Below are 18559 nucleotides of genomic sequence, written 5' to 3'. Positions count from 1 at the left end.
GGAGAGGAAACGCCGTGGCTCAGCTGATTTTCATCAACCTGCCGGTCGCCGACCTGCCCCGATCAATCGCCTTCTACGAAGCGGTCGGCGCGACCAGGAACCCGATGTTCAGCGACGACACGGCCGCCTGTATGGTCGTTTCGGACGTGATCCACGTCATGCTGCTGACCCACGACAAATGGCGCACCTTCACCGACCGGGCGATCCCCAACGCCCATGCCTCGGCGCAGGTTCTTCTGTGCCTTTCCAAGGACAGTCGTGAAGCCGTCGACGCCGTGACCGACAAGGCCGCAGCGGCCGGCGGCGCCATCGACCCGACCCCGACCCAGGACCACGGCTTCATGTATGGCCGCAGCTATGCCGATCCGGACGGCCATATTTGGGAAGTCATGTGGATGGACCCGGCCGCCGTCGCCGCCGGTCCCGAAGCCTTCGCCGCCGACGCCATGGTGTCGTGATGGGGGACATTCGTGAACTGAGCATCAGCCGGCTGATCAAGGCCTCGCCGGAGACGGTGTGGAAGATCTACACCGAGCGCACCGGCGAGTGGTTCTGCCCCCGCCCCTGGACGACGCCGGTCGTGGATTGGGACCTGCGCGTCGGCGGGCGGGCCAATGTCGAAATGGCCTCGCCGGAAGGCGAGCGGCATCCCTATTTCGGCGTGTTTCTGGAGGTGGTTCCGGGCCGCAAACTGGTCTCGACCGGGGCCTTCACCGAGGGCTGGGTTCCGCAGGCCGGCGACATGAACTTCGTGCGCATCGACACCTTCGAGCCCGACGCCGGGGGAACCCGCTACACCGCCACGGCCCGGCACTGGGACGAAAAGGCCGCCGAAACCCACAAGGCCATGGGCTTCGAACAGGGCTGGGGCGCCGTCGCCGATCAACTGGCGGCGTTGGCGGAAGGTGACGCGACATGAGCGACAAGATCGTCCCCTGCCTGTGGTTCGACGGCGACGCCGAGGCCGCGACCGCCTTCTATGTCAGCCTGCTGCCCGACAGCCGCATCACCGCCGTCAACCGATCGCCGGTCGATACGCCCTCCGGCCCTGAAGGCTCGGTTCTGACGGTGCAGTTCGTGCTGGCGGGTCGTGCGTATCTGGCGCTGAACGGCGGACCGACCTTTCGCTTCACCGAAGCCGTCTCCTTCATGGTGATGACCGAGGATCAGGCCGAGACGGACCGGCTGTGGGACGCCCTGATCGCCGACGGCGGCAGCGAGAACGCCTGCGGCTGGCTGAAGGACCGCTGGGGTCTGTCGTGGCAGATCACGCCTCGTCGCCTGATGGAACTGACCACCGATCCGAACCCCGCGCGCGCCAAGGCCGCAATGCAGGCCATGATGGGTATGATCAAGATCGACATCGCGGCGCTGGACCGCGCCGTCGCCGACGTCTGAATCCAGAAAGAGGAGACGACCGATGACCTATGTGACCGGCTTCCTGACCCCCGTGAAAACCGAGGACAAGGCGCGCTACGTCAAGTCCGCCGAAGTCGCTTGGCCCCTGTTCCAGAAATACGGCGCCCTGTCGCAGGTCGAGACCTGGGGAGAGGACGTGCCGGACGGCGCCCTGACCAGCTTTCCCATGGCGGTGAAGCTGCAAGAGGGCGAGGTCGTCGTCTTCTCCTGGGTCACCTGGCCCGACCGCGCCACAGCCGACGCCTGTTTCGGCAAGATGCAGGACGAACCCGACTTTGCGAACATGGACATGCCCTTCGATGGCAAGCGCATGATGTGGGGCGGTTTCAGCGTTGCCTTCGAAGGCAAGGCCTGATGCCCAGGCGGCGGCCTTGTTCGAACGCAAATCGCCCTGACGCATTGTCAGGGATCGAGGAGAACCGAAATGGCCGCCCGCCCCACCTGGCAAGGACATCTGAAGCTGTCGCTGGTCACCTGTCCGGTGGCCCTCTACACGGCGACGACCAGCACGAACGACGTGCGTTTTCACCTGATCAATCCCGACACCAACAATCGCATCCGCATGGTGCCGACCGACCCGGACGCCGGGCCGGTCGAGCGCAGCGATCTGGTGCGCGGCTATGAGGTGTCCAAGGACGAATACGTCCTGTTCGACGACGCCGACTTCGACAAGGTGAAGCTGGAGAGCACCAAGACCATCTCGATCGACAAGTTCGTCGACGAGGATGACATCGACCGGCTGTACTGGGACGACCCCTTCTTCGTGGTGCCCGAGAAAGGCGCGGGCGTCGAGGCCTTCGCCGTCATCCGCGACGCCATGAAGAAGCAGGGCAAGGTGGCGCTGGGTCAGCTGGTCTTGCGGGGCAAGGAGCGCCAGCTGGCGCTGGAGGTCCGGGGCAAGGGGCTGATCGCCTACACCCTGCGCGCCCATGACGAGGTGCGCGATTCTGACGATTATTTCGACGATATTCCGACGGTGAAGGCCGATCCCGACATGGTCGAGATCGCCGCGCGCATCATCGGGCAGAAGGAGGCGGACTTCGACCCGACGGACTTCAAGGACGGCTACGACGACGCTCTGCGCGCGATGATCAAGGCCAAGTCCAAGGGCGGCAAGGGCATGGTCGATGTCGCCGAACCCGACGACACCAATGTCATCGACCTGATGGCCGCATTGCGGAACAGCCTGAAGGGGTCGGCGACGGGGACGAAGAAGCCAGCCGCAAAGAAGGCCCCGGCAAAGAAGGCGACGCCCAAGAAGGCTGCGGCAAAGAAGAAGACAGCAGCCTAGACGCCCATCTTTTTCAGCGCCGATTTCAGACTAACCGCCGAAGCGCGGAAATCGGCCCAGGGATCGGGCTTCTTCAGCAAGGCCGCATAGGTCCAAAGGTTGAATGCGGCGGGGTCCAGCCCGGCCTTCACCTGCCCCCACGACAGCGGGAAGGCGATCCCCGCCCCCGGCCGTGCGCGCGGCGACCAGGGCGCGACCGCCGTCGCCATTCGCCCGTTGCGCAGATAGTCGATGAAGATCTTTCCACCCCGCGCCTTCTTGGCCAGGGTGGTTGTGAACCGGTCCGGCGCCTCGGCGCGGATGGCCTCGGCCACCGCCTTGGCGAAGGCCTTGTTCTGATCCCAGGTCACACGCGAGCGGGCGTCGGTCTTGATCGGCACGACGACGTGCAGCCCTTTGCCCCCGGTCGTCTTGACGAAGGCGGCGAGACCCAGCGCCTCGATCTTCGCTTTCACGACCTTGGACGCGGCGATGACGTCGGCGAAGTCCAGCCCCTCGTCCGGATCCAGGTCGAAGGTGATTTGCTCAGGGATCTCCGGCTGGCCGGGCGCACAGCCCCAGGGGTGCAGCTCAAGACCGCCCGACTGGGCGATGGCGACCAGGCCGCCGACATCGACGGCGGCGACGTAAGGGGTGCGCGCCTTGACATCGATCAGCTTCAACCGCGGGTTCGACCCCGCCATGGCGTGCCGCTGGAAAAAGGTCTCGCCGCCGATTCCCTCGGGCGCCCGGATGATCGAGGTCGGCCGGTCCGCCACATGGGGCAGGATCCGCTCGGCCGCCGCCTCATAATATCGGGCCAGATCGGCCTTGGTGATCGCCGGTAGGTCGCCGACGGCGGGCCATAACACCTTGTCAGGGCTGGAGATGGTCACGCCCGCCACGACCACCTTGCCGGGCTTTCCGGCCGGTCGCACCGTCGTCGTGGTCTTCTTCGCGTCGCCCATGTCCGTGGGCGGTTGCGGCGGCTCGGTGACCTCGGCGGCCGTCTTGTCTTCGCGCAAGCCCTTGAACGCCGCCTGCCGCAGCGAGCCGGCTTCGGTATAGCCGCCGTGCTCGACCTCGGCGACCAGCACCGGCTTGACCCAATGGATGTCCTTGGCCGCCTTGGGCGCGCCCGCCCCGGCGAAGGGAGACTTCTGCGCCGCCACGCCCTTTAGCGCCGGAACAAGCGTCTTCGTCACCGCCTCGCCATAGCCGGTCCCGACCCGGCCCAAATAGCGAAGGCCGCCCTTTTCCCTGACCCCGACCAGCAAGGAGCGGAACCGCGTGCCGCCCTCGGAAGACCAGCCGCCGATCACCACTTCGTCGCGCCCCCGGCATTTGGACTTCAGCCAGGTCGAAGACCGCCCGGCATGATAGGAGGCCTCCAGTTTCTTGGAGATCACGCCTTCCAGATCCATGCGGCAGGCGCTCTCCAGCACCGCCTGGCCGGTCGAGGCGAAATGCTCGACATAGCGCAACCGCCCGGCGGCCGCCTTTCCGATCCGGTCCACATAGGCCTGCAGCCGCGCCTTGCGATGCGACAGCGGCAGTTCGCGCAGATCCTCCGCCCCTTCGAACAACAGGTCAAAGGCGAAATAGACCAGGCCTTCCGTCTTCTCGTCCGAGATGGCCGCCTGCAACGCCCCGAAGTCCGGCATGTGATCGTCGTCCAGCGCGCACAGCTCGCCGTCGATCACCGCGGCGGGCCAGGTCGCCGCGTCCGCCGCCAGATCCGGGAACTTGTCGCTCCAGTTCAGACCCTTGCGCGTCCTCAAGACCGCCCGACCGCCGCCCACGCCGATCTGGATGCGATAGCCATCGAACTTGATCTCGTGCGCCCAGCCCGTCCCGCCCGGCGGATGGTCGGTCACCTTGCACAGCTGGATCGGCACGAAGGCCGGCGGTTTTTTTGCCGTCGCCGCCGCTTTCGAGGGCTTGGGCTTGGCCGGACCTTTACGCCCCGTCGGCTTGGACGCCGTCCACTCTTTCGTCCCATCCGCGATCTCGGCCAGCGACCGGCCGGTCGTCACAGAGGCGTCGATTTCGGCCAGCGCATCGCCCTCCCCCGCCACGGCGAAGTCGTCCTTCTCCTTCAGCAGCAGCCAGTTGCTGCGTTTGGAGGGTTTGCCCCGATCGCTCTTCAGCCGGATCAGCGCCCATTTGCCCTTCAGCCGCTCGCCGTGAAGGATCATCTTGATCTGACCCTTGGCCCAGGCCGCCTCCAGGTCCGGCTCCTGCGGCTCCCAGGTGCCGACATCCCACATCTGCACCGTTCCGGCGCCGTAGTTGCCATCCGGGATCGTGCCCTCGAACGACCCGTAATCCAGCGGATGATCCTCGACCTCGACCGCCAGACGCTTCACCGCCGTGTCGCGCGACGGCGCCTTGGTCACGGCCCAGGACTTCAGCACCCCGTCCGCCTCGATGCGGAAATCATAGTGCAGCCGCGTCGCCGCATGGCGCTGGATCAGATAGCGGAAGCCGCCCTTCGCGCGCCTGGCCTTGGCGCCCTTCGGCTCGGGCGTTTCGCCGAACCGGCGCTTGGCCTGATAGGTCTTCAGTTCACCGCGCATAGGGGCGTAATCCGCCCCGCGCCAAAGCGTTGCCTCAGCGACAGAAGCGCGTATCGGTCGCCTCGAGGTGCAGGTGGTCGTAGTGGACGGCGTTATAGTCGGGGCTCAGCGTCGTGCCGAAGATGCGGCAGGCGTCGTCGCGGATACGCTTCAGGAAGCGGGCCTCGGGCGTGTCGCCGCTCCAGTCCTTAGTCACGGTGATGCGCCGCCCGTCCCTTAACCGCACCCCGGCGAAGTCCAGCGCCGCCGCCTGGGAATGGGCGCTGATGCGGTTCGACCCCACGCCGTTGTTCACATTGCGACAGGCGTAGGCCCCCATGTGGTCGATCTGCACGACGTCCGAGCCCAGGATCTCGCGCGCCGCCGGCTCCAGCGACTGACGACGCCAGATGCTCAGCGCCAGCGCCGTCTGACAGGTCATCTCCACATCGCCCGGCGCCATGCGCGCCACCGTCCCCAGGTCGGCGCCCAGCACCCCGCCTTGATGCAGGCCGCAGGTCGCAGTGTTCTGGCGATCCGGCACGGGACTGAACCGCACGCGCGCGACGGTCAGCTCGGCCATGCAGCGCCCCAGATCACTCCCCTCGCGCACGACCAGGGTCTGGGTGCCGCCGTCGATCATCCGGTCCACCAGCCCCCCGACCAGCGGCGCCTCGGTGCGGGACGGATAGGGCGACGGCCGGAGCGGCTCGGGCGGCCGTCGCACGCAGCCGCTCAGGATCAGCAGGACGCCGAGGCCGATGAGAATGGGAGAGACGCGCGAAACGGAGAGCATGGTCGCGACGCTTAGCTGATTCCCGCCGCCGCCGTGGTCACGAGGCGGAGAGCCGTCTATCGGCGCTCTTCGGACGCGCCCTTGGCCCGGCACCGATCCGAGCAGAACCGCACCTGATCCCAGTCCCGCGCCCACTTCTTGCGCCAGGCGAACGGCAGGCCGCAGGCGGCGCAGCGCTTTTCCGGCAGGTCGGACTTGGCCGACGCCGTGCCGAGATTGACGTGTTTTCGGGCCATGTCGCCTGCCAAGAAAAAGGGCGGCCCGTCGGAGCCGCCCTTGATCCTATCAGCTGTCCAGGAAGGACCGCAGTTTGCGCGACCGAGACGGGTGCTTCAGCTTGCGCAGCGCCTTGGCCTCGATCTGACGGATGCGTTCGCGGGTCACCGAGAACTGCTGTCCGACTTCTTCCAGCGTGTGGTCCGTGTTCATGCCGATGCCGAAGCGCATCCGCAGGACCCGCTCCTCACGCGGCGTCAGGGACGCCAGCACGCGGGTCGTGGTCTCGCGCAGGTTCGACTGGATGGCGGCGTCGATCGGCAGGACGGCGTTCTTGTCCTCGATGAAGTCGCCCAAGTGGCTGTCTTCCTCGTCCCCGATCGGGGTTTCCAGCGAGATCGGCTCCTTGGCGATCTTCAGGACCTTGCGCACCTTCTCGAGCGGCATGGCCAGCTTTTCGGCCAGTTCTTCCGGGGTCGGCTCGCGGCCGATCTCGTGCAGCATCTGGCGGCTGGTGCGGACGATCTTGTTGATCGTCTCGATCATGTGCACCGGGATGCGGATGGTGCGCGCCTGGTCGGCGATCGAGCGGGTGATCGCCTGACGGATCCACCAGGTGGCGTAGGTCGAGAACTTGTAGCCGCGGCGGTACTCGAACTTGTCGACCGCCTTCATCAGGCCGATGTTGCCCTCCTGGATCAGGTCCAGGAACTGCAGGCCGCGGTTGGTGTATTTCTTAGCGATGGAAATCACGAGGCGCAGGTTGGCCTCGACCATTTCCTTCTTGGCTTGCCGCGCTTCGCGTTCGCCCTTCTGCACCGTTTGGACGATGCGGCGGTAGTCGTCGATCGGCAGACCGGCTTCCAGCGCCACAGCGGCGACGTCGGAACGGATGGTCGCGATCTGGCTGGCTTCGTTCTCGCTGAACTTGGTCCAGCGCACGCCCTGATCCTTGATCCGGTCGGTCCAGGCGGGGTCGAGCTCGGAGCCGAAATAGGCCTTGAGGAACTCAGGACGCGAAATGCCGTAGCTGTCGGCGAGACGCAGCAGACGGCCTTCCAGACCGATCAGGCGCTTGTTGATCGCATAGAGCTGCTCGACCAGCGCCTCGATGCGGTTGTTGTTCAGCTTCATCGTCTTCAGACGGTCCGAGATGGACGTCGTCAGCGCCTGATAGGCCTTTTCATCCTTGGCGCTCAGCACCTCGCCCTTCAGGCGGGCCTGAACCAGCTTGTCCTGCAGGGCGCGGAAGGCGCCGAAGTCCGCAGCGATGGCGTTCAGCACGTCCATCACCCCGTCGCGCAGCTCGGCTTCCAGCGCCGAGATCGACATGCCGCCGCCGTCGTCGAAGTCGTCGTCGTCTTCGTCGTCGGATTCAGGCTTGTCCTCGGCGGCCGGCTTGTCCTCGGCCTCGTCTTCCTCTTCGCCTTCAGGCTGGGCGGCGCCCGGCAGGGACGAAGGGTTCAGCACGCCATAGGTTGCGTCCAGGTCGATGACCTCGCGCAGCAGGATGCGGTTGTTCTCCAGCTCGTCGCGCCACACCATGATGGCCTCGAAGGTCAGGGCGCTTTCGCACAGACCCGAGATCATGGCGTCGCGGCCGGCCTCAATCCGCTTGGCGATGGCGATTTCGCCCTCGCGGCTCAGCAGTTCGACCGAACCCATCTCGCGCAGATACATGCGCACGGGGTCGTCCGTGCGGTCATAGGCCGACTTGGCGGGCGTTTCGGCCACGGCGGTGCCGGCCGCAGCGGCGACGTCGGTGGACTGCTGCTCCTGCGCGTCCTCCTCGGCCTCCACGACGTTGACGCCCATTTCGGACAGCATCGCCAGGGTGTCTTCAATGGCGTCGGGCGTGACTTCTTCGGACGGCAGGACCTTGTTCAGCTCCTCCATCGTCACATAGCCGCGCGCCTTGGCTTGCTTGATGAACTTCTTGACGCCGGCGTCCGTCAGATCGAGCAGGGGCCCATCGGTCGAAACCTCGGTTTCCTGCGTCTCGGTCTGTGCGTTCATAGTCAGTCTGTCTCCGGCCGGAGGGGTGATCAGTCCGCCCCGGCGAAAAATACAATGCTTGGCGTGCCGTAAGGTTACGTGCCCGCGCTGTCTTCCCAAATCGTCCCGGCTTTGATCGCACGGCGAAGCGCATCCCGCTCGGCCTTCAGCCGGCGGAACGCCTCATCCTGCCCAGGCACATCACGTGCATGGGCCAAGGCGTCCTCCAACGCGGCGACCCGCGTCGAAGCGTCGAACGCCTGCGACCATCGGACCCTTGCCTCGGCGAGGGGCGCATTTGCGGCCAGGAATGGCGCGCCGGACTTTGCCGCCGCCTTCTCGACCTCGCGCACTAAGGCATCATGACCCGATTGCGCCAGATGGCGTCGCAGGGCGGCGGAGTCAAGGCTATGTCCCGACAGACGCAGGCGAACCAGCTCCTGCGCCAGTCCATCCAGCCCCTTGTCGCCGAATCCGTGGGCGGCGATCTCTTCCAGATGGTCGTCCATCCGTTCGGGGTCGTCGATGGCGCCGTGGGCCAGGGCGGCCGGCACGGGCTCGATGGCGCGAAACAGCGACTGCATCGCCTGGGCGCCCTCGGCCGTCTGGCCCAGTTTGGGCGGCGGGCCGAAACCGCGTTTGCCCTGCCCCGGCGTCCAAGGCGCGCGTTGAGGGCTGCGCGGGAACAGGGCGTCGAAACGGTCGAACAGGTCGCGGCGGTATTGTTCGGCCAGATCCTTGTCCTGGATGGCTGAGGCGGTGTTCCTCAGCCGCGCCTTGAAGCCGGCCTTGCGTTCCGGCGTGTCCAGCGGCTCCAGATCCTGTTCGCGGCGGAACAGCACCTCGGCGAACCCATGGGTTTCGGCCAGGGCCTGACGCAGCGCGGGCGCGCCCTTGTCGCGCAGAATGTCATCGGGATCCTGACCGGCGCCCAGCAGCGCAAATCGGAATGAGCGCCCCGGCTTCAGCAGCGGCAGCGACCGTTCGATGGCGCGATAGGCGGCGCGCAGTCCCGCCGCATCGCCGTCGAAGCAAAGGATCGGCTCGTGCGACACGCGCCACAGCCGTTCCATCTGCTCTTCGGTCAGAGCCGTGCCCATCGGCGCCACGGCCGGCAGGCCCGCGCGCTGGCAGGCGATGACGTCCATATAGCCTTCAACCACGATGATGGCCTGATCGTTCTTGGATTCCGCGCCCAGGATCCGCCGCGCCTCAGGCAGGCCGTAAAGGGTCGCGCCCTTGTGGAAGAGCGGGCTTTCCGGGCCGTTCAGGTATTTCGCCCGGTCGTCAGGGTTCATGGCCCGGCCGCCGAAGCTGACGATCCGGCCGCGCGCATCCAGGATCGGGAACATCAGCCGGTCGCGGAACCGATCATAGGGCTGGCCGCCGCTTTCGGGCGAGATCAGCAGCCCGGCCTCGACCAGTTCGGCGGGCTTGGCGCCGCGCTGGACCAACGCCTGCTTCAGCCCCTCACGGTCATTGGGCGCATAGCCCAGGCCGAACCGCTCCCACTGATCCTCGGGCAGGCCGCGCTTGTCCAGATATTCGCGCGCCGCCTTGCCCGGCGTGCGGCGCAGGTTTGCGGCGAACCATTTATGGGCCAGGTCCATCCAGTCCGACAGACCCGCCCGCTTCTGCTCGCGCTCGGCCTCCTTGGGGTCTTCGGCGGGAAGCTGCATTCCCGCCTCGCCGGCCAGGCGCTGCACCGCCTCGACGAAGCTGAGCCGCTCGGTCTCCTGCAGGAAGGAAATGATGTCGCCATGCTTGCCGGACGAAAAGTCGTGGAAGAAGCCCTTGTCGTCATTGACGAAGAAGGACGGCGACTTCTCCTTCGAGAACGGTGACAGCCCAACATATTCGCGGCCCTGCCGTTTCAGCTTCACCGTCCGCCCGATCACGTCGGACGGCCGAAGGCGGGCCTTCAGTTCATCGATGAATCTCTCGTCGAAACGCACCCGCGATCCTTAAGCCCTGCGGCCCTCAACGTCGATGGATGGAAAGACGATCAGGCGGCTCGTCCGGGCATCCCCCGATATCCGAACGAACCGCCGCATCGCAGAAGGCGCAAACCGCAGCGTCCCCCAACGCCTTGGCTAACGAAGTCCTAACGCCTCGCGGACCGGCATCTGAGGTCAGGACCGGCGTTCTGTCGAGAGGCGTGCGGGCTTGCCCTAGCGAATAGAGGCGAGACTGTGTCCTTTTCGTCGCGCGTCGTTCGCCTTAAGGGCGACCGAAGGGGACGACCTTGTTGGCGGCGTCATGCCCGATATCGGCGCTTCCCAGAAAGGGTATGCCCGAGCGCAGGCACCAGTATCGAACGATTTCCTCCGGAGTCTGACCAAAATCGGGATCGTTTGGCGTAACGTCCGAGACCCGTCCCAGGCGAATCCCGGCCACGCGACGGATGCTGGCCTGGCTGGTCAAGTGAAACATCATCCGGTCGATCCGGTAGGCGGCCTCGGACACCTCCTCCAACATCAGGACGTGGCCGGACAGATCGGGCTCCAGAGACGTGCCGGTCAGTTCGTTCAGGATGGTCAGGTTGAAGGCGACGGCCGGGCGCGGATCGGTCTTCAGCGACGGCTCGATCCAGTCGGTGCGTCCCGTAGTCAGCCAGGACAGGGCGCCGCGCGCGGTCGCGTCGTCGCGCACCGAATCCGAAGCCATCGGTCCGTGCGCCAGATGCTTGAATCCGGCCTTGTACATCCCGGCCAACAGGCTGCCGGCGTCGGAATAGCCCATATAGCGTTTCTTGCGGGCGACGGCGTCCAGGCGCGGGATCACCGCATCGGCGATGCGACAGGAGCCGTATCCGCCGCGTGCGAACCAGATGGCGTCGATGCGGGGATCGTTGGCGAACTCCACGAAGGCGTCCGCGCGCGCCCGGTCGTCGCCGGCGAAATGACCGTGCTTCAGGAAACAGGCGGGATGGAAGACGACGGCGACATCGCGGTCGGGATGGTTGTGCGCCATCCAAGCCTCGATCGTCTCGGCGCGCTCTTTCGAAAAGCGCGAACTGGCGCAAACGACGCCGATCTTGAAGCTGTTGGTTTCCACGTCCGTCTTCTTCGTCGTTTTTGCGATCCCCTACTGGCGGACCGGCCCGATCCCCTGTTCTAAGGGGGCATGAACCAAGACGCCTCCTATTTCTTCTGCGGCATCGGCGGGTCGGGCATGCTGCCCCTGGCCATGATCGTCCAGGCGCGCGGCGCCGTGATCGAAGGATCGGACCGCGCGCTGGACCAGGGCCGCACGCCCGAGAAGTTCGATTGGCTGCGCGCCCACGGCGTCACCCTGCACCCTCAGGACGGATCAGGCGTGACCCGCGCGGATCAGACCGTCATCGCCACCGGCGCCATCGAGGAGACGGTACCCGACATCGGCGCGGCCAGGCGCGCGGGCGCAACCATCAAGACCCGGCCCGAACTGCTCAGCGAACTCTTCAACGCCGCCCCGACCTCGGTCGGTGTCGCGGGCACCAGCGGCAAGTCCACCATCACCGGCATGATCGCCTGGGTCCTGCATCAGACGGGCCGCGAGCCGACCGTCATGAACGGGGCGGTGATGAAGAACTTCGCCGACGCCGACCATCCTTTCGCCAGCGCCCTGATCGGCGGCCCCGACGTGTTCGTGTCGGAGGTGGATGAAAGCGACGGCTCCATCGCCCGCTACGATCCGACGGTCGCGGTGGTGTCCAACATCTCGCTGGACCACAAGTCGATGGAGGAACTGCGCGAGCTGTTCGGCGGCTTCACCGCGCGGGCGACGACGGCCGTGCTGAACCTGGACAATCCCGAGACGGCGGCCCTGGCCCAGGAATTGGCCCAGACCCTGCCGGCCGGCAAGGCGATCACCTTCGGCCTGGGCGAAGAGAAGGCCGACCTGTCCGCCCATGATCTTCAGCCTCTGCCGACAGGAATGCGGTTCCGGCTGATCGAGGGCTGGAGCGAACACGACGTGGTGCTGAATGTGCCCGGCGCCCACAATGTCGCCAACGCCCTGGCGGCGCTGGGCGCGACGCGGGCGCTGGGCGTGCCGACGGCCGAGGCGGTCAAGGCGCTGGAGACCTTCGCCGGCATCCGGCGCCGGATGGAGGTGGTCGGGACGGCGGGCGACATCACCGTCATCGACGACTTCGCCCATAACCCGGACAAGATCGCCGCCACGCTGAAGACTCTGCACGCCTTCGACGGCCGGCTGCTGATCCTGTTCCAGCCGCATGGGTTCGGCCCGCTGAAGCTGATGAAGTCGGAGTTCATCGACGGTTTCGCCGGCCTGATGCGCGAGGACGACGTGCTGCTGATGCCCGAGCCGGTCTACTACGGCGGCACGACCGACCGCAGCGTGGGGTCGGAAGACATCGCTTCCGGCGTCCGCGCCGCCGGCCGTCAGGCCGAGGCGCTGGCGACGCGCGCCGACTGCGGCGACCGGATCGTCGAGATCGCCAAGCCGGGCGACCGGATCATCGTCATGGGAGCGCGCGACGACACCCTGTCGACCTTCGCGGCGGAACTGTTGGGGCGGCTAGGTGAGGCCCCGTGACATGAAGATAAGGCGGGCGATCTTTACGGCCGGCATCTACGGAATGGCGTGTTCCGTCGTTCTTTATGTCGCGCTGCTGGCGGTATGGCCAACCCTCCCGGTCTTCCGATCGTTTTGGTTGCTGCCGATCCACGCTCGTCCGGAAATGCTGGCGGCTTGGATCATCGGCGCTTTGCTCGTCGTTGGAGCATGGCTGTTTGGGCGACGTCTTCCACCGTTTGCCACGGTTCTCATGGCTTCAGCTTTGATTGTTGCTCCAGCCGTCTGGATCTTGGTCGATCAAGGCCTCATCCACGCATCCGTCGAGCAATGGCCTGCCTTCGGCAGCGAAACCTGGCGCATCTACATCGCGCCAACCTATGCAGAGTATGCGATCACCGCCTTTTTGGGCTTTGCCAGCATCGCGGCTCTGACGGCAGCGTGGCGCAGCCATCAAAATCCATCGGCCGAAGCTTAGTAAACGTCCCGCCGATAGCGGCCGTCTTCCAACATGGTCAGCACCACGTCCGCGCCCAGCGCGCTTTCCAGCACGGCATGCACGCCTTGCGACATGCCTTCCAGACTGCCGCAGACGTAGATGGCCGCCCCGCGCGCGACCCAATCGCGCAAGTCATTCGCCGCCGCCGCGACCAGATCCTGCACATAACGGCCGTCGCACGCATCGCGTGAGAAGCTCCGGTCCAGCCGCCGCAGCACGCCCGACGCCAGCCAGGCCTGCAACTCCGCATCGAAGAAGGCGTCATGCGCCTGCGTGCGTTCTCCGAACAGCAGCCAGGCCCCGCCCGCGTCGGTCCGCGCCTTCAAATGCGCGCGCAGGCCGGCGATGCCCGTGCCGTTGCCGATCAGGATCATCGGCGTCTCGTCCGCCGGGCCGTGGAAGCTGCGGTTGGTGCGCAGGCGCATTCCGATCTGATCGCCCAGCGCCAAATCCTGCGTCAGCCATCCCGACGCCAGGCCCGGGGCGCCGTCGGGATGGCGCATCAGGCGGACCAGAAACTCGACCCGGCCGTCAGACGGCAGGGAGGCGATGGAATATTCGCGCGAACCCGGCGTGACGCCATCACGCTCAGGCAGGCCGACCTCGGCGATGTCGCCGGCCGACCAGTCGGGCGCCGCGCCCATGGCCTCGAAGGCCAGATGATACGCCTCCCCGCCGGGACTGCCCGGATTGACCAGGATGCGTTCGACCAGCCGCCAGGGGTCGTAGGCCGGGGGCGTCCAGTCAGGGGCCGTCACGCTGCCGGTGATCTGGTTCAGCTGGTGCTGCCAGTGGCGGATGGCGCCGGCCTCACCGTTATCGACCTCGACCATGTCGAAGAGAGGTTCGGCGCCCGCGCGTCGCAGCCAGCCGTCGACCGCATGGCCGAAGCCGCAGAACTGGTCATAGCTGCGGTCGCCCAACGCCAGCAGACCGAAGCGCAATTTCGACAAGTCCGTCGCCTCACCCATGACCTTGCGCACGAACCGGGCGGCGCTGTCGGGCGGATCACCCTCGCCCGTCGTGGAGACGATCAGCAGCGCGCGCTCCGCCGCCTTGAGGGTCTTTAGGTCCAAGTCAGCGAAGGACAGCACCCGCGCGCCCACGCCGCCATCTCCCAAGGACCGCGCCGTCATCCACGCCAGTTCCTCGGCGAAGCCCGTCTGGCTGGCGAAGGCGATCAGCACCGGCTGGCCCTCGCCTGCGCCCGCCAGAGCATCAGACCGCGCGCGGGCCGCCGCCCTGGCCCTGCGTTCACTCCAGACGATGACGGCGATCAGGGCCAGCCAAAGCGCCAAGGCCCCGACCGCCCACAGCCAGCGCTGCGGATCGGCTGTCACCCCGGACGATCTCCGTCGTCGTCGAGCAGAGCGGCGAAAGCCGGCGACATCCGCTCGACCGGCCCGCGCTCGGTGCGTTCGACGAAATGGGCCATCAGGCCTACGGCCTCGGCGTAGTCCGGTCCATCGAACGGCCCCATGACGGTCAGGGCCGTGGCGTAGGCGTCGGCCATCATGGCCGAGGGGTGCAGGACGGTGACCGAACTCAGATTGTTGCTGACCGGCCGCCCGGTCGATCCGTCGATGGTGTGGGGATACAGGCGCCCGTCATGGCGGAACGCGCGGCGATAGTCGCCGCTGGTCGCCACGGCCAGATCGAACAGGGCCGCCACGGTGTGGGGCGCAGGCGAACCCTCGACCCGCTCGATCTCGACCCACCACGGCTGAGCGTCCGGCTTGACGCCGCGCCCTTTCAACTCGCCGCCGATCTCGATCAGGTGCGAGGTCGCGCCCATGGCCATCAGCCGGTCGGACACGCGATCCACCGCATGGCCCTTGGCGATGCCGGAGAAGTCCAGCCTCATCCCGCCCATCTGCATCACAGCCCGCGCCTCGCCGTTCAGCCGCAGCTTCTGCCAGCCCGAAACGGCCGCAGCCGCCGCGATCTCGTCCTCGGACGGGACGGGCAACAAGGCCGAACGCGGTCCGGGCGGGCCGAAGCCCCACAGATCGACCAAGGCGCCCAGGGTCGGATCGACCGCGCCGTTGGTTTCGTCGCCCAGGGTCATCGCCGCATCCAGCAAATCCCAGAACGGCTGGGACACCGCCCAGACGCCGGCCGGCGCGGTGTTGAAGCGGCTGATTTCGCTGGACGGCTCCCACGGGCTGAACAGACCGACGACGGTCGCAAACTCCTCTTCGATCGCAGCCCGGATTTCGGCCTCGCCCACGCCTGGCGGGGCGATGACGCGCGCGCTCCAGGTCGTGCCCATGGTCTGACCGCCCAGCGAACGGATCAGGTCGCTGGGCGGACGTGGCGGCGCGCCTTCGATCGCGGGCACGAGGACGCGGTTGTCGGCGCGGTCGCCCAGAGGGGCGGCGTCGCCGATATTGACCGTGGGCGGGGCGGCGCGTGAACCGCGCGAGGGGGGGATGTCGGACATGGCCCTTCGCTTAGGGCAGGACTTCCATCGCCGCCACATAGCTGGCGTTGGAACCCAGCATTTCGCCCTGGCCTTCGGTGCGGACTGAGGCGTTCAGCCAATACATGCCGGCCTCCGGCCAGGTGATGGTGAAGGCGCCCTCGGCGTTGGTCTTGACCGTCGATTCTTCGGGGTTGTCGCGGTAACGCAGGCCGCCGCGCGCCACGGTGACGTCGATGTCAGCCGCCGGCTGGCCATTGTTCAGCAGTTTGAAGGTGGCGGGCTCGCCCACCACCAGGTCGTTCGGGTGGGTGACGGGAACCAGCTCAAGCCCCTCGCCGGTCGTCTTGAAGACGGTGTCGGAGGGGTTGTTCAGGGTGACGAAGGTCTCGATGCGGCTGGCGGTGCGGGTCGCCTGAACATTGGTCGCGCCCTCGGGCAGGCCCGCCGGGTATTCCGAGGCCGCGCCGCGCCAGCGCTTTTGTTCACCGTTCAGGGTGTAGCTGGCCATCACGCCGTTCATGACGTTGGCGATCTTGTAGGTGCCGTTCTGGGTCAGATGGGCGTCGAAGGTCGAGCGATAGCGGCCCTGCATGGCGTTCTCGGGCTGGACCGCCGAGCCGTCCGGCGCGGTGATGGTCAGGCCGGTCAGGCGCATGGCGGCGTGATCGGGGTTGAACACCTGGTTCGACATGCCCGCGTCGAACCCGACCCAGGCATCCGTGCCCGACAGGGTCGTGGCGGTGGGCGCCAGCCAGGCGCGGTGGGCCTGGGCGGCCATGGGGGCGGCCAGCGCTGCGGCTAGCGTCAGCAGGGCGATCGTCTTCTTCATGGTCATGATCCTTAGCGAGAGACGGCGACGCGCACGGCGCCCAGTTCGGTGGAGCCGGTTCCGGCGCCGGTGTTGGCCGCGCCCCAGCGGAAGGGCACGCGCACGACCTCGCGCCCGCCCAATTCGCGGGCCGCCTCGACGACGATGTTGTATTGGCCGGGCTGAAGGCCAGCCAGGCGCGCGGCGGGCACGGAGACGGTCTGGCGGCCCGGCGCGCGCGTGGCGCCGGATACGCCGTCGGCCGGCAGGCTCATGGCCCGGCCGCCCTTGCGCCACCAGGTGCGCAAATCCTTCAGCCAGTCCTTGCCGTCGCCCTCGTTGTTGCGGGTCTGCTGATACCAGACGGCCAGGGTGCGTTCGGCGGACTGGTCCGGCTTTTCGATCCACACCGCGACATAGGGGCGATGATAGGAGGCGGTGTTCAGGCGCGGAATCTCGACCGACACCGTCAGGTCGGCGGCCATGGCGGGCGCAGCGGCGGCCGCCAGGCCGACGGTGGTGATGACGACGGGGAGAAGGCGCATCGGAAAACTCGTCAGTGAATGAAGATCAGGGCGATGACGACGGGGATCAGCAGGCCCAGCGCCGCCAGCGGCCAGGTCGAGGGCCGACCCTTGGCGTGCAGGAACATCAGCCCCAGGCCCGTGATGGCGAAGATGACGCAGGCCGCCGCGAAGAAGTCGATGAACCAGAACCAGACCACGCCGGCGTTGCGGCCCTTGTGCAGGTCGTTGAGGTAGGCGATCCAACCGCGCGTCGTCTTCTCGTGCAGGGTCTCGCCGGTCGAACGGTCGATGGTGACCCATCCGTCGCCGCCAGGCATGGCCAGGGCGACATAGACCTCTTGCGCCGTTGTCTCGGTCGGCTTGTCGGCGATCTCGACCTTGAGCGCCTCGGACGCCCAGCGTGCGACCGCGTCGGGGACGGGATCGGTCGTCTCCTGCGGGAAGCTCGCCAGCCGCTGCAGCAGGGGCGCCGGCAAGGTCGCGGTCTGTTCGACCGTCACCGGATCGCCGGGGATCGAGGCCGCATGATTCAGGGTGATGCCGGTGATCGCGAACAGGATCATGCCGACCAGGCTGACCGCCGCCGAAATCCAGTGCCAGCTATGCAGCTGTTTCAGCCAGAACGACCGTGCGCCGTTCAGCGCCGCCTTGGGTTTGGGGCCCTGGGCGGCGGTTTCGGCCTGACGCTGTGTGGCGAGTTCGGTCACGGGCTCGCTGTGCCATTGTTGCGAACGGGTTGCAATAGCATTTAGCGGCGTCGTAGCGCCTTGGGGGGTCAGAGCTCGGTCCAGCGCCGCAGCAGATTGTGATAGACGCCGGTCAATTCGATCACCGCCTGATCCTTCGGCCCCTTCTCGGACGCCACGCGCTGGGTGGCGATATCCAGGCGGAACAGGGTCTCGCGATCGGAGTCATCGCGGACTAGGCTCTGCATCCACATGAAGGACGACACCCGCGCCCCACGCGTCACCGGCGTGACCCGGTGCAGGCTCTTGGACGGATAGAGGACCAGATCGCCAGCCGGCAGCTTGATCGCCTGCGACCCGTACATCTCCTCGATGATCAGTTCGCCACCATCGTAGTCCTCTGGCTCGGACAGAAAAAGGGTCGCCGACAGGTCGCTGCGAATGCGCATCGCCCCGCCGGTGCGGGACTGGCGGATGGCGTTGTCGACGTGCAGGCCGAACTCACCCCCGCCTTCGTAGCGGTTGAACAAGGGCGGAAAGACCGTGTGCGGCAGGGCCGCCGCCACAAACATCGGATTGGCGTTCAGAGCTTGGATGACAAGGGCCGAGACCTCCTTCGCCACGTCCGACTCTTCGGGCAGTTGCAGGTTCTTCTTCGCCGTCGCCGATTGATGGCCCGAGGTGGCGTTGCCGTCCGCCCACGGCCCGGCGTCCAGCCGCGCGCGCAAAGCCTTGACCTCGGCCTTGGAGAAGACTTCCGGAATCTGCAGCAGCACGGGCGTTCTCGCTGAAAGACGAAACGGCCCCGCAGGGGATCGCGGGGCCGTTAGACTAGGCCG

General features: G+C 66.8%; 19 protein-coding genes. 7 read left to right on the top strand and 12 right to left on the bottom strand.

All coding sequences use genetic code 11. The features are described from left to right. Positions 1–14 precede the first annotated feature (14 nt). The 5 genes from LG306_RS05675 to LG306_RS05655 all read left to right on the top strand — a co-directional run bounded on the left by LG306_RS05675 (position 15) and on the right by LG306_RS05655 (position 2710). Complete coding sequence (locus tag LG306_RS05675; RefSeq protein WP_404418877.1) at positions 15–458, top strand: VOC family protein; 444 nt, start codon at positions 15–17, stop codon at positions 456–458. Further along, positions 458–919, top strand: coding sequence for an SRPBCC family protein (locus LG306_RS05670; protein WP_404418874.1), 462 nt, complete (start codon positions 458–460; stop codon positions 917–919). The genes LG306_RS05675 and LG306_RS05670 overlap by 1 nt, the downstream gene beginning before the upstream one ends. Then, positions 916–1398, top strand: coding sequence for a VOC family protein (locus LG306_RS05665; protein ID WP_404418872.1), 483 nt, complete (start codon positions 916–918; stop codon positions 1396–1398). The genes LG306_RS05670 and LG306_RS05665 overlap by 4 nt, the downstream gene beginning before the upstream one ends. Positions 1399–1420: 22 nt before the next feature. Next, positions 1421–1774, top strand: a complete 354-nt coding sequence (locus LG306_RS05660; RefSeq protein ID WP_404418870.1) for a DUF1428 domain-containing protein — start codon at positions 1421–1423, stop codon at positions 1772–1774. Between the two features lie 69 nt (positions 1775–1843). Next, on the top strand, positions 1844–2710 hold the full coding sequence (locus LG306_RS05655; RefSeq protein ID WP_404418868.1) for a Ku protein: 867 nt from the start codon (positions 1844–1846) through the stop codon (positions 2708–2710). On the opposite strand, the gene ligD is transcribed toward LG306_RS05655, so the two are convergent. The 6 genes from ligD to LG306_RS05625 all read right to left on the bottom strand — a co-directional run bounded on the left by ligD (position 2707) and on the right by LG306_RS05625 (position 11311). Further along, the gene (gene ligD / locus LG306_RS05650; RefSeq protein WP_404418867.1) at positions 2707–5268 is read right to left on the bottom strand and encodes a DNA ligase D; all 2562 of its coding nucleotides are present in this window, start codon (positions 5266–5268) and stop codon (positions 2707–2709) included. The genes LG306_RS05655 and ligD overlap by 4 nt on opposite strands. Positions 5269–5302: 34 nt before the next feature. After that, the gene (locus LG306_RS05645; RefSeq protein WP_404418865.1) at positions 5303–6043 is read right to left on the bottom strand and encodes an extensin family protein; all 741 of its coding nucleotides are present in this window, start codon (positions 6041–6043) and stop codon (positions 5303–5305) included. A gap of 56 nt (positions 6044–6099) precedes the next feature. Next, the gene (locus LG306_RS05640; protein ID WP_404418863.1) at positions 6100–6279 is read right to left on the bottom strand and encodes a DUF2256 domain-containing protein; all 180 of its coding nucleotides are present in this window, start codon (positions 6277–6279) and stop codon (positions 6100–6102) included. A 49-nt stretch (positions 6280–6328) separates the two neighbouring features. Then, positions 6329–8275 carry an RNA polymerase sigma factor RpoD gene (rpoD, locus tag LG306_RS05635; protein ID WP_404418862.1) on the bottom strand — a complete coding sequence of 649 codons (1947 nt, stop codon included), beginning with the start codon at positions 8273–8275 and terminating at the stop codon, positions 6329–6331. 74 nt (positions 8276–8349) lie between these two features. Beyond that, the gene (gene dnaG / locus LG306_RS05630) at positions 8350–10209 is read right to left on the bottom strand and encodes a DNA primase (protein WP_404418860.1); all 1860 of its coding nucleotides are present in this window, start codon (positions 10207–10209) and stop codon (positions 8350–8352) included. Between the two features lie 265 nt (positions 10210–10474). Continuing rightward, entirely contained in the window at positions 10475–11311 is an 837-nt protein-coding gene (locus LG306_RS05625; RefSeq protein ID WP_404418858.1) for an LD-carboxypeptidase, read from the bottom strand. Positions 11312–11380: 69 nt separating this feature from the next. Between LG306_RS05625 and murC the strand changes: the two genes are divergently transcribed. Beyond that, positions 11381–12796, top strand: a complete 1416-nt coding sequence (murC, locus tag LG306_RS05620; RefSeq protein WP_404418856.1) for a UDP-N-acetylmuramate--L-alanine ligase — start codon at positions 11381–11383, stop codon at positions 12794–12796. Position 12797: 1 nt separating this feature from the next. After that, entirely contained in the window at positions 12798–13253 is a 456-nt protein-coding gene (locus tag LG306_RS05615; RefSeq protein WP_404418854.1) for a hypothetical protein, read from the top strand. On the opposite strand, the gene LG306_RS05610 is transcribed toward LG306_RS05615, so the two are convergent. From LG306_RS05610 to LG306_RS05585, 6 genes are all read right to left on the bottom strand, one after another. Continuing rightward, positions 13250–14614 (bottom strand): sulfite reductase subunit alpha, encoded by a 1365-nt coding sequence (locus LG306_RS05610; RefSeq protein ID WP_404418852.1) that lies wholly within the window; start codon positions 14612–14614, stop codon positions 13250–13252. The genes LG306_RS05615 and LG306_RS05610 overlap by 4 nt on opposite strands. Then, the gene (locus LG306_RS05605; protein WP_404418850.1) at positions 14611–15717 is read right to left on the bottom strand and encodes an FAD:protein FMN transferase; all 1107 of its coding nucleotides are present in this window, start codon (positions 15715–15717) and stop codon (positions 14611–14613) included. The genes LG306_RS05610 and LG306_RS05605 overlap by 4 nt, the downstream gene beginning before the upstream one ends. A 10-nt stretch (positions 15718–15727) precedes the next feature. Beyond that, positions 15728–16528 carry a DUF4198 domain-containing protein gene (locus tag LG306_RS05600; RefSeq protein ID WP_404418848.1) on the bottom strand — a complete coding sequence of 267 codons (801 nt, stop codon included), beginning with the start codon at positions 16526–16528 and terminating at the stop codon, positions 15728–15730. A gap of 11 nt (positions 16529–16539) precedes the next feature. Beyond that, complete coding sequence (locus LG306_RS05595) at positions 16540–17052, bottom strand: DUF2271 domain-containing protein (RefSeq protein ID WP_404418846.1); 513 nt, start codon at positions 17050–17052, stop codon at positions 16540–16542. An 11-nt stretch (positions 17053–17063) separates the two neighbouring features. Next, positions 17064–17741: a PepSY-associated TM helix domain-containing protein gene (locus LG306_RS05590; RefSeq protein ID WP_404418844.1), complete on the bottom strand. Its 678-nt coding sequence runs from the start codon at positions 17739–17741 to the stop codon at positions 17064–17066. A gap of 68 nt (positions 17742–17809) precedes the next feature. After that, a complete protein-coding gene (locus tag LG306_RS05585; protein WP_404418842.1) occupies positions 17810–18496 on the bottom strand; it encodes a Fe2+-dependent dioxygenase in 687 nt (228 codons plus the stop codon). Positions 18497–18559: the final 63 nt, after the last annotated feature.

The organism is Brevundimonas vesicularis (assembly GCF_044807075.1).
Classification (GTDB): Bacteria; Pseudomonadota; Alphaproteobacteria; order Caulobacterales; family Caulobacteraceae; genus Brevundimonas; species Brevundimonas vesicularis_G.
Note: the sequence above shows the minus strand (reverse complement) of the source record. Positions and strands in the feature narration are given on the sequence as shown.

Bases quoted from the DNA above. Each gene is read 5' to 3' on its own strand.
- LG306_RS05670 (WP_404418874.1), top strand. From the start codon at position 458: ATGGGGGACATTCGTGAACTGAGCATCAGCCGGCTGATCAAGGCCTCG.
- LG306_RS05665 (WP_404418872.1), top strand. From the start codon at position 916: ATGAGCGACAAGATCGTCCCCTGCCTGTGGTTCGACGGCGACGCCGAG.
- LG306_RS05660 (WP_404418870.1), top strand. From the start codon at position 1,421: ATGACCTATGTGACCGGCTTCCTGACCCCCGTGAAAACCGAGGACAAG.
- LG306_RS05655 (WP_404418868.1), top strand. From the start codon at position 1,844: ATGGCCGCCCGCCCCACCTGGCAAGGACATCTGAAGCTGTCGCTGGTC.
- ligD (WP_404418867.1), bottom strand. From the start codon at position 5,268: ATGCGCGGTGAACTGAAGACCTATCAGGCCAAGCGCCGGTTCGGCGAA.
- LG306_RS05645 (WP_404418865.1), bottom strand. From the start codon at position 6,043: ATGCTCTCCGTTTCGCGCGTCTCTCCCATTCTCATCGGCCTCGGCGTC.
- LG306_RS05640 (WP_404418863.1), bottom strand. From the start codon at position 6,279: ATGGCCCGAAAACACGTCAATCTCGGCACGGCGTCGGCCAAGTCCGAC.
- rpoD (WP_404418862.1), bottom strand. From the start codon at position 8,275: ATGAACGCACAGACCGAGACGCAGGAAACCGAGGTTTCGACCGATGGG.
- murC (WP_404418856.1), top strand. From the start codon at position 11,381: ATGAACCAAGACGCCTCCTATTTCTTCTGCGGCATCGGCGGGTCGGGC.
- LG306_RS05615 (WP_404418854.1), top strand. From the start codon at position 12,798: ATGAAGATAAGGCGGGCGATCTTTACGGCCGGCATCTACGGAATGGCG.
- LG306_RS05605 (WP_404418850.1), bottom strand. From the start codon at position 15,717: ATGTCCGACATCCCCCCCTCGCGCGGTTCACGCGCCGCCCCGCCCACG.
- LG306_RS05600 (WP_404418848.1), bottom strand. From the start codon at position 16,528: ATGAAGAAGACGATCGCCCTGCTGACGCTAGCCGCAGCGCTGGCCGCC.
- LG306_RS05595 (WP_404418846.1), bottom strand. From the start codon at position 17,052: ATGCGCCTTCTCCCCGTCGTCATCACCACCGTCGGCCTGGCGGCCGCC.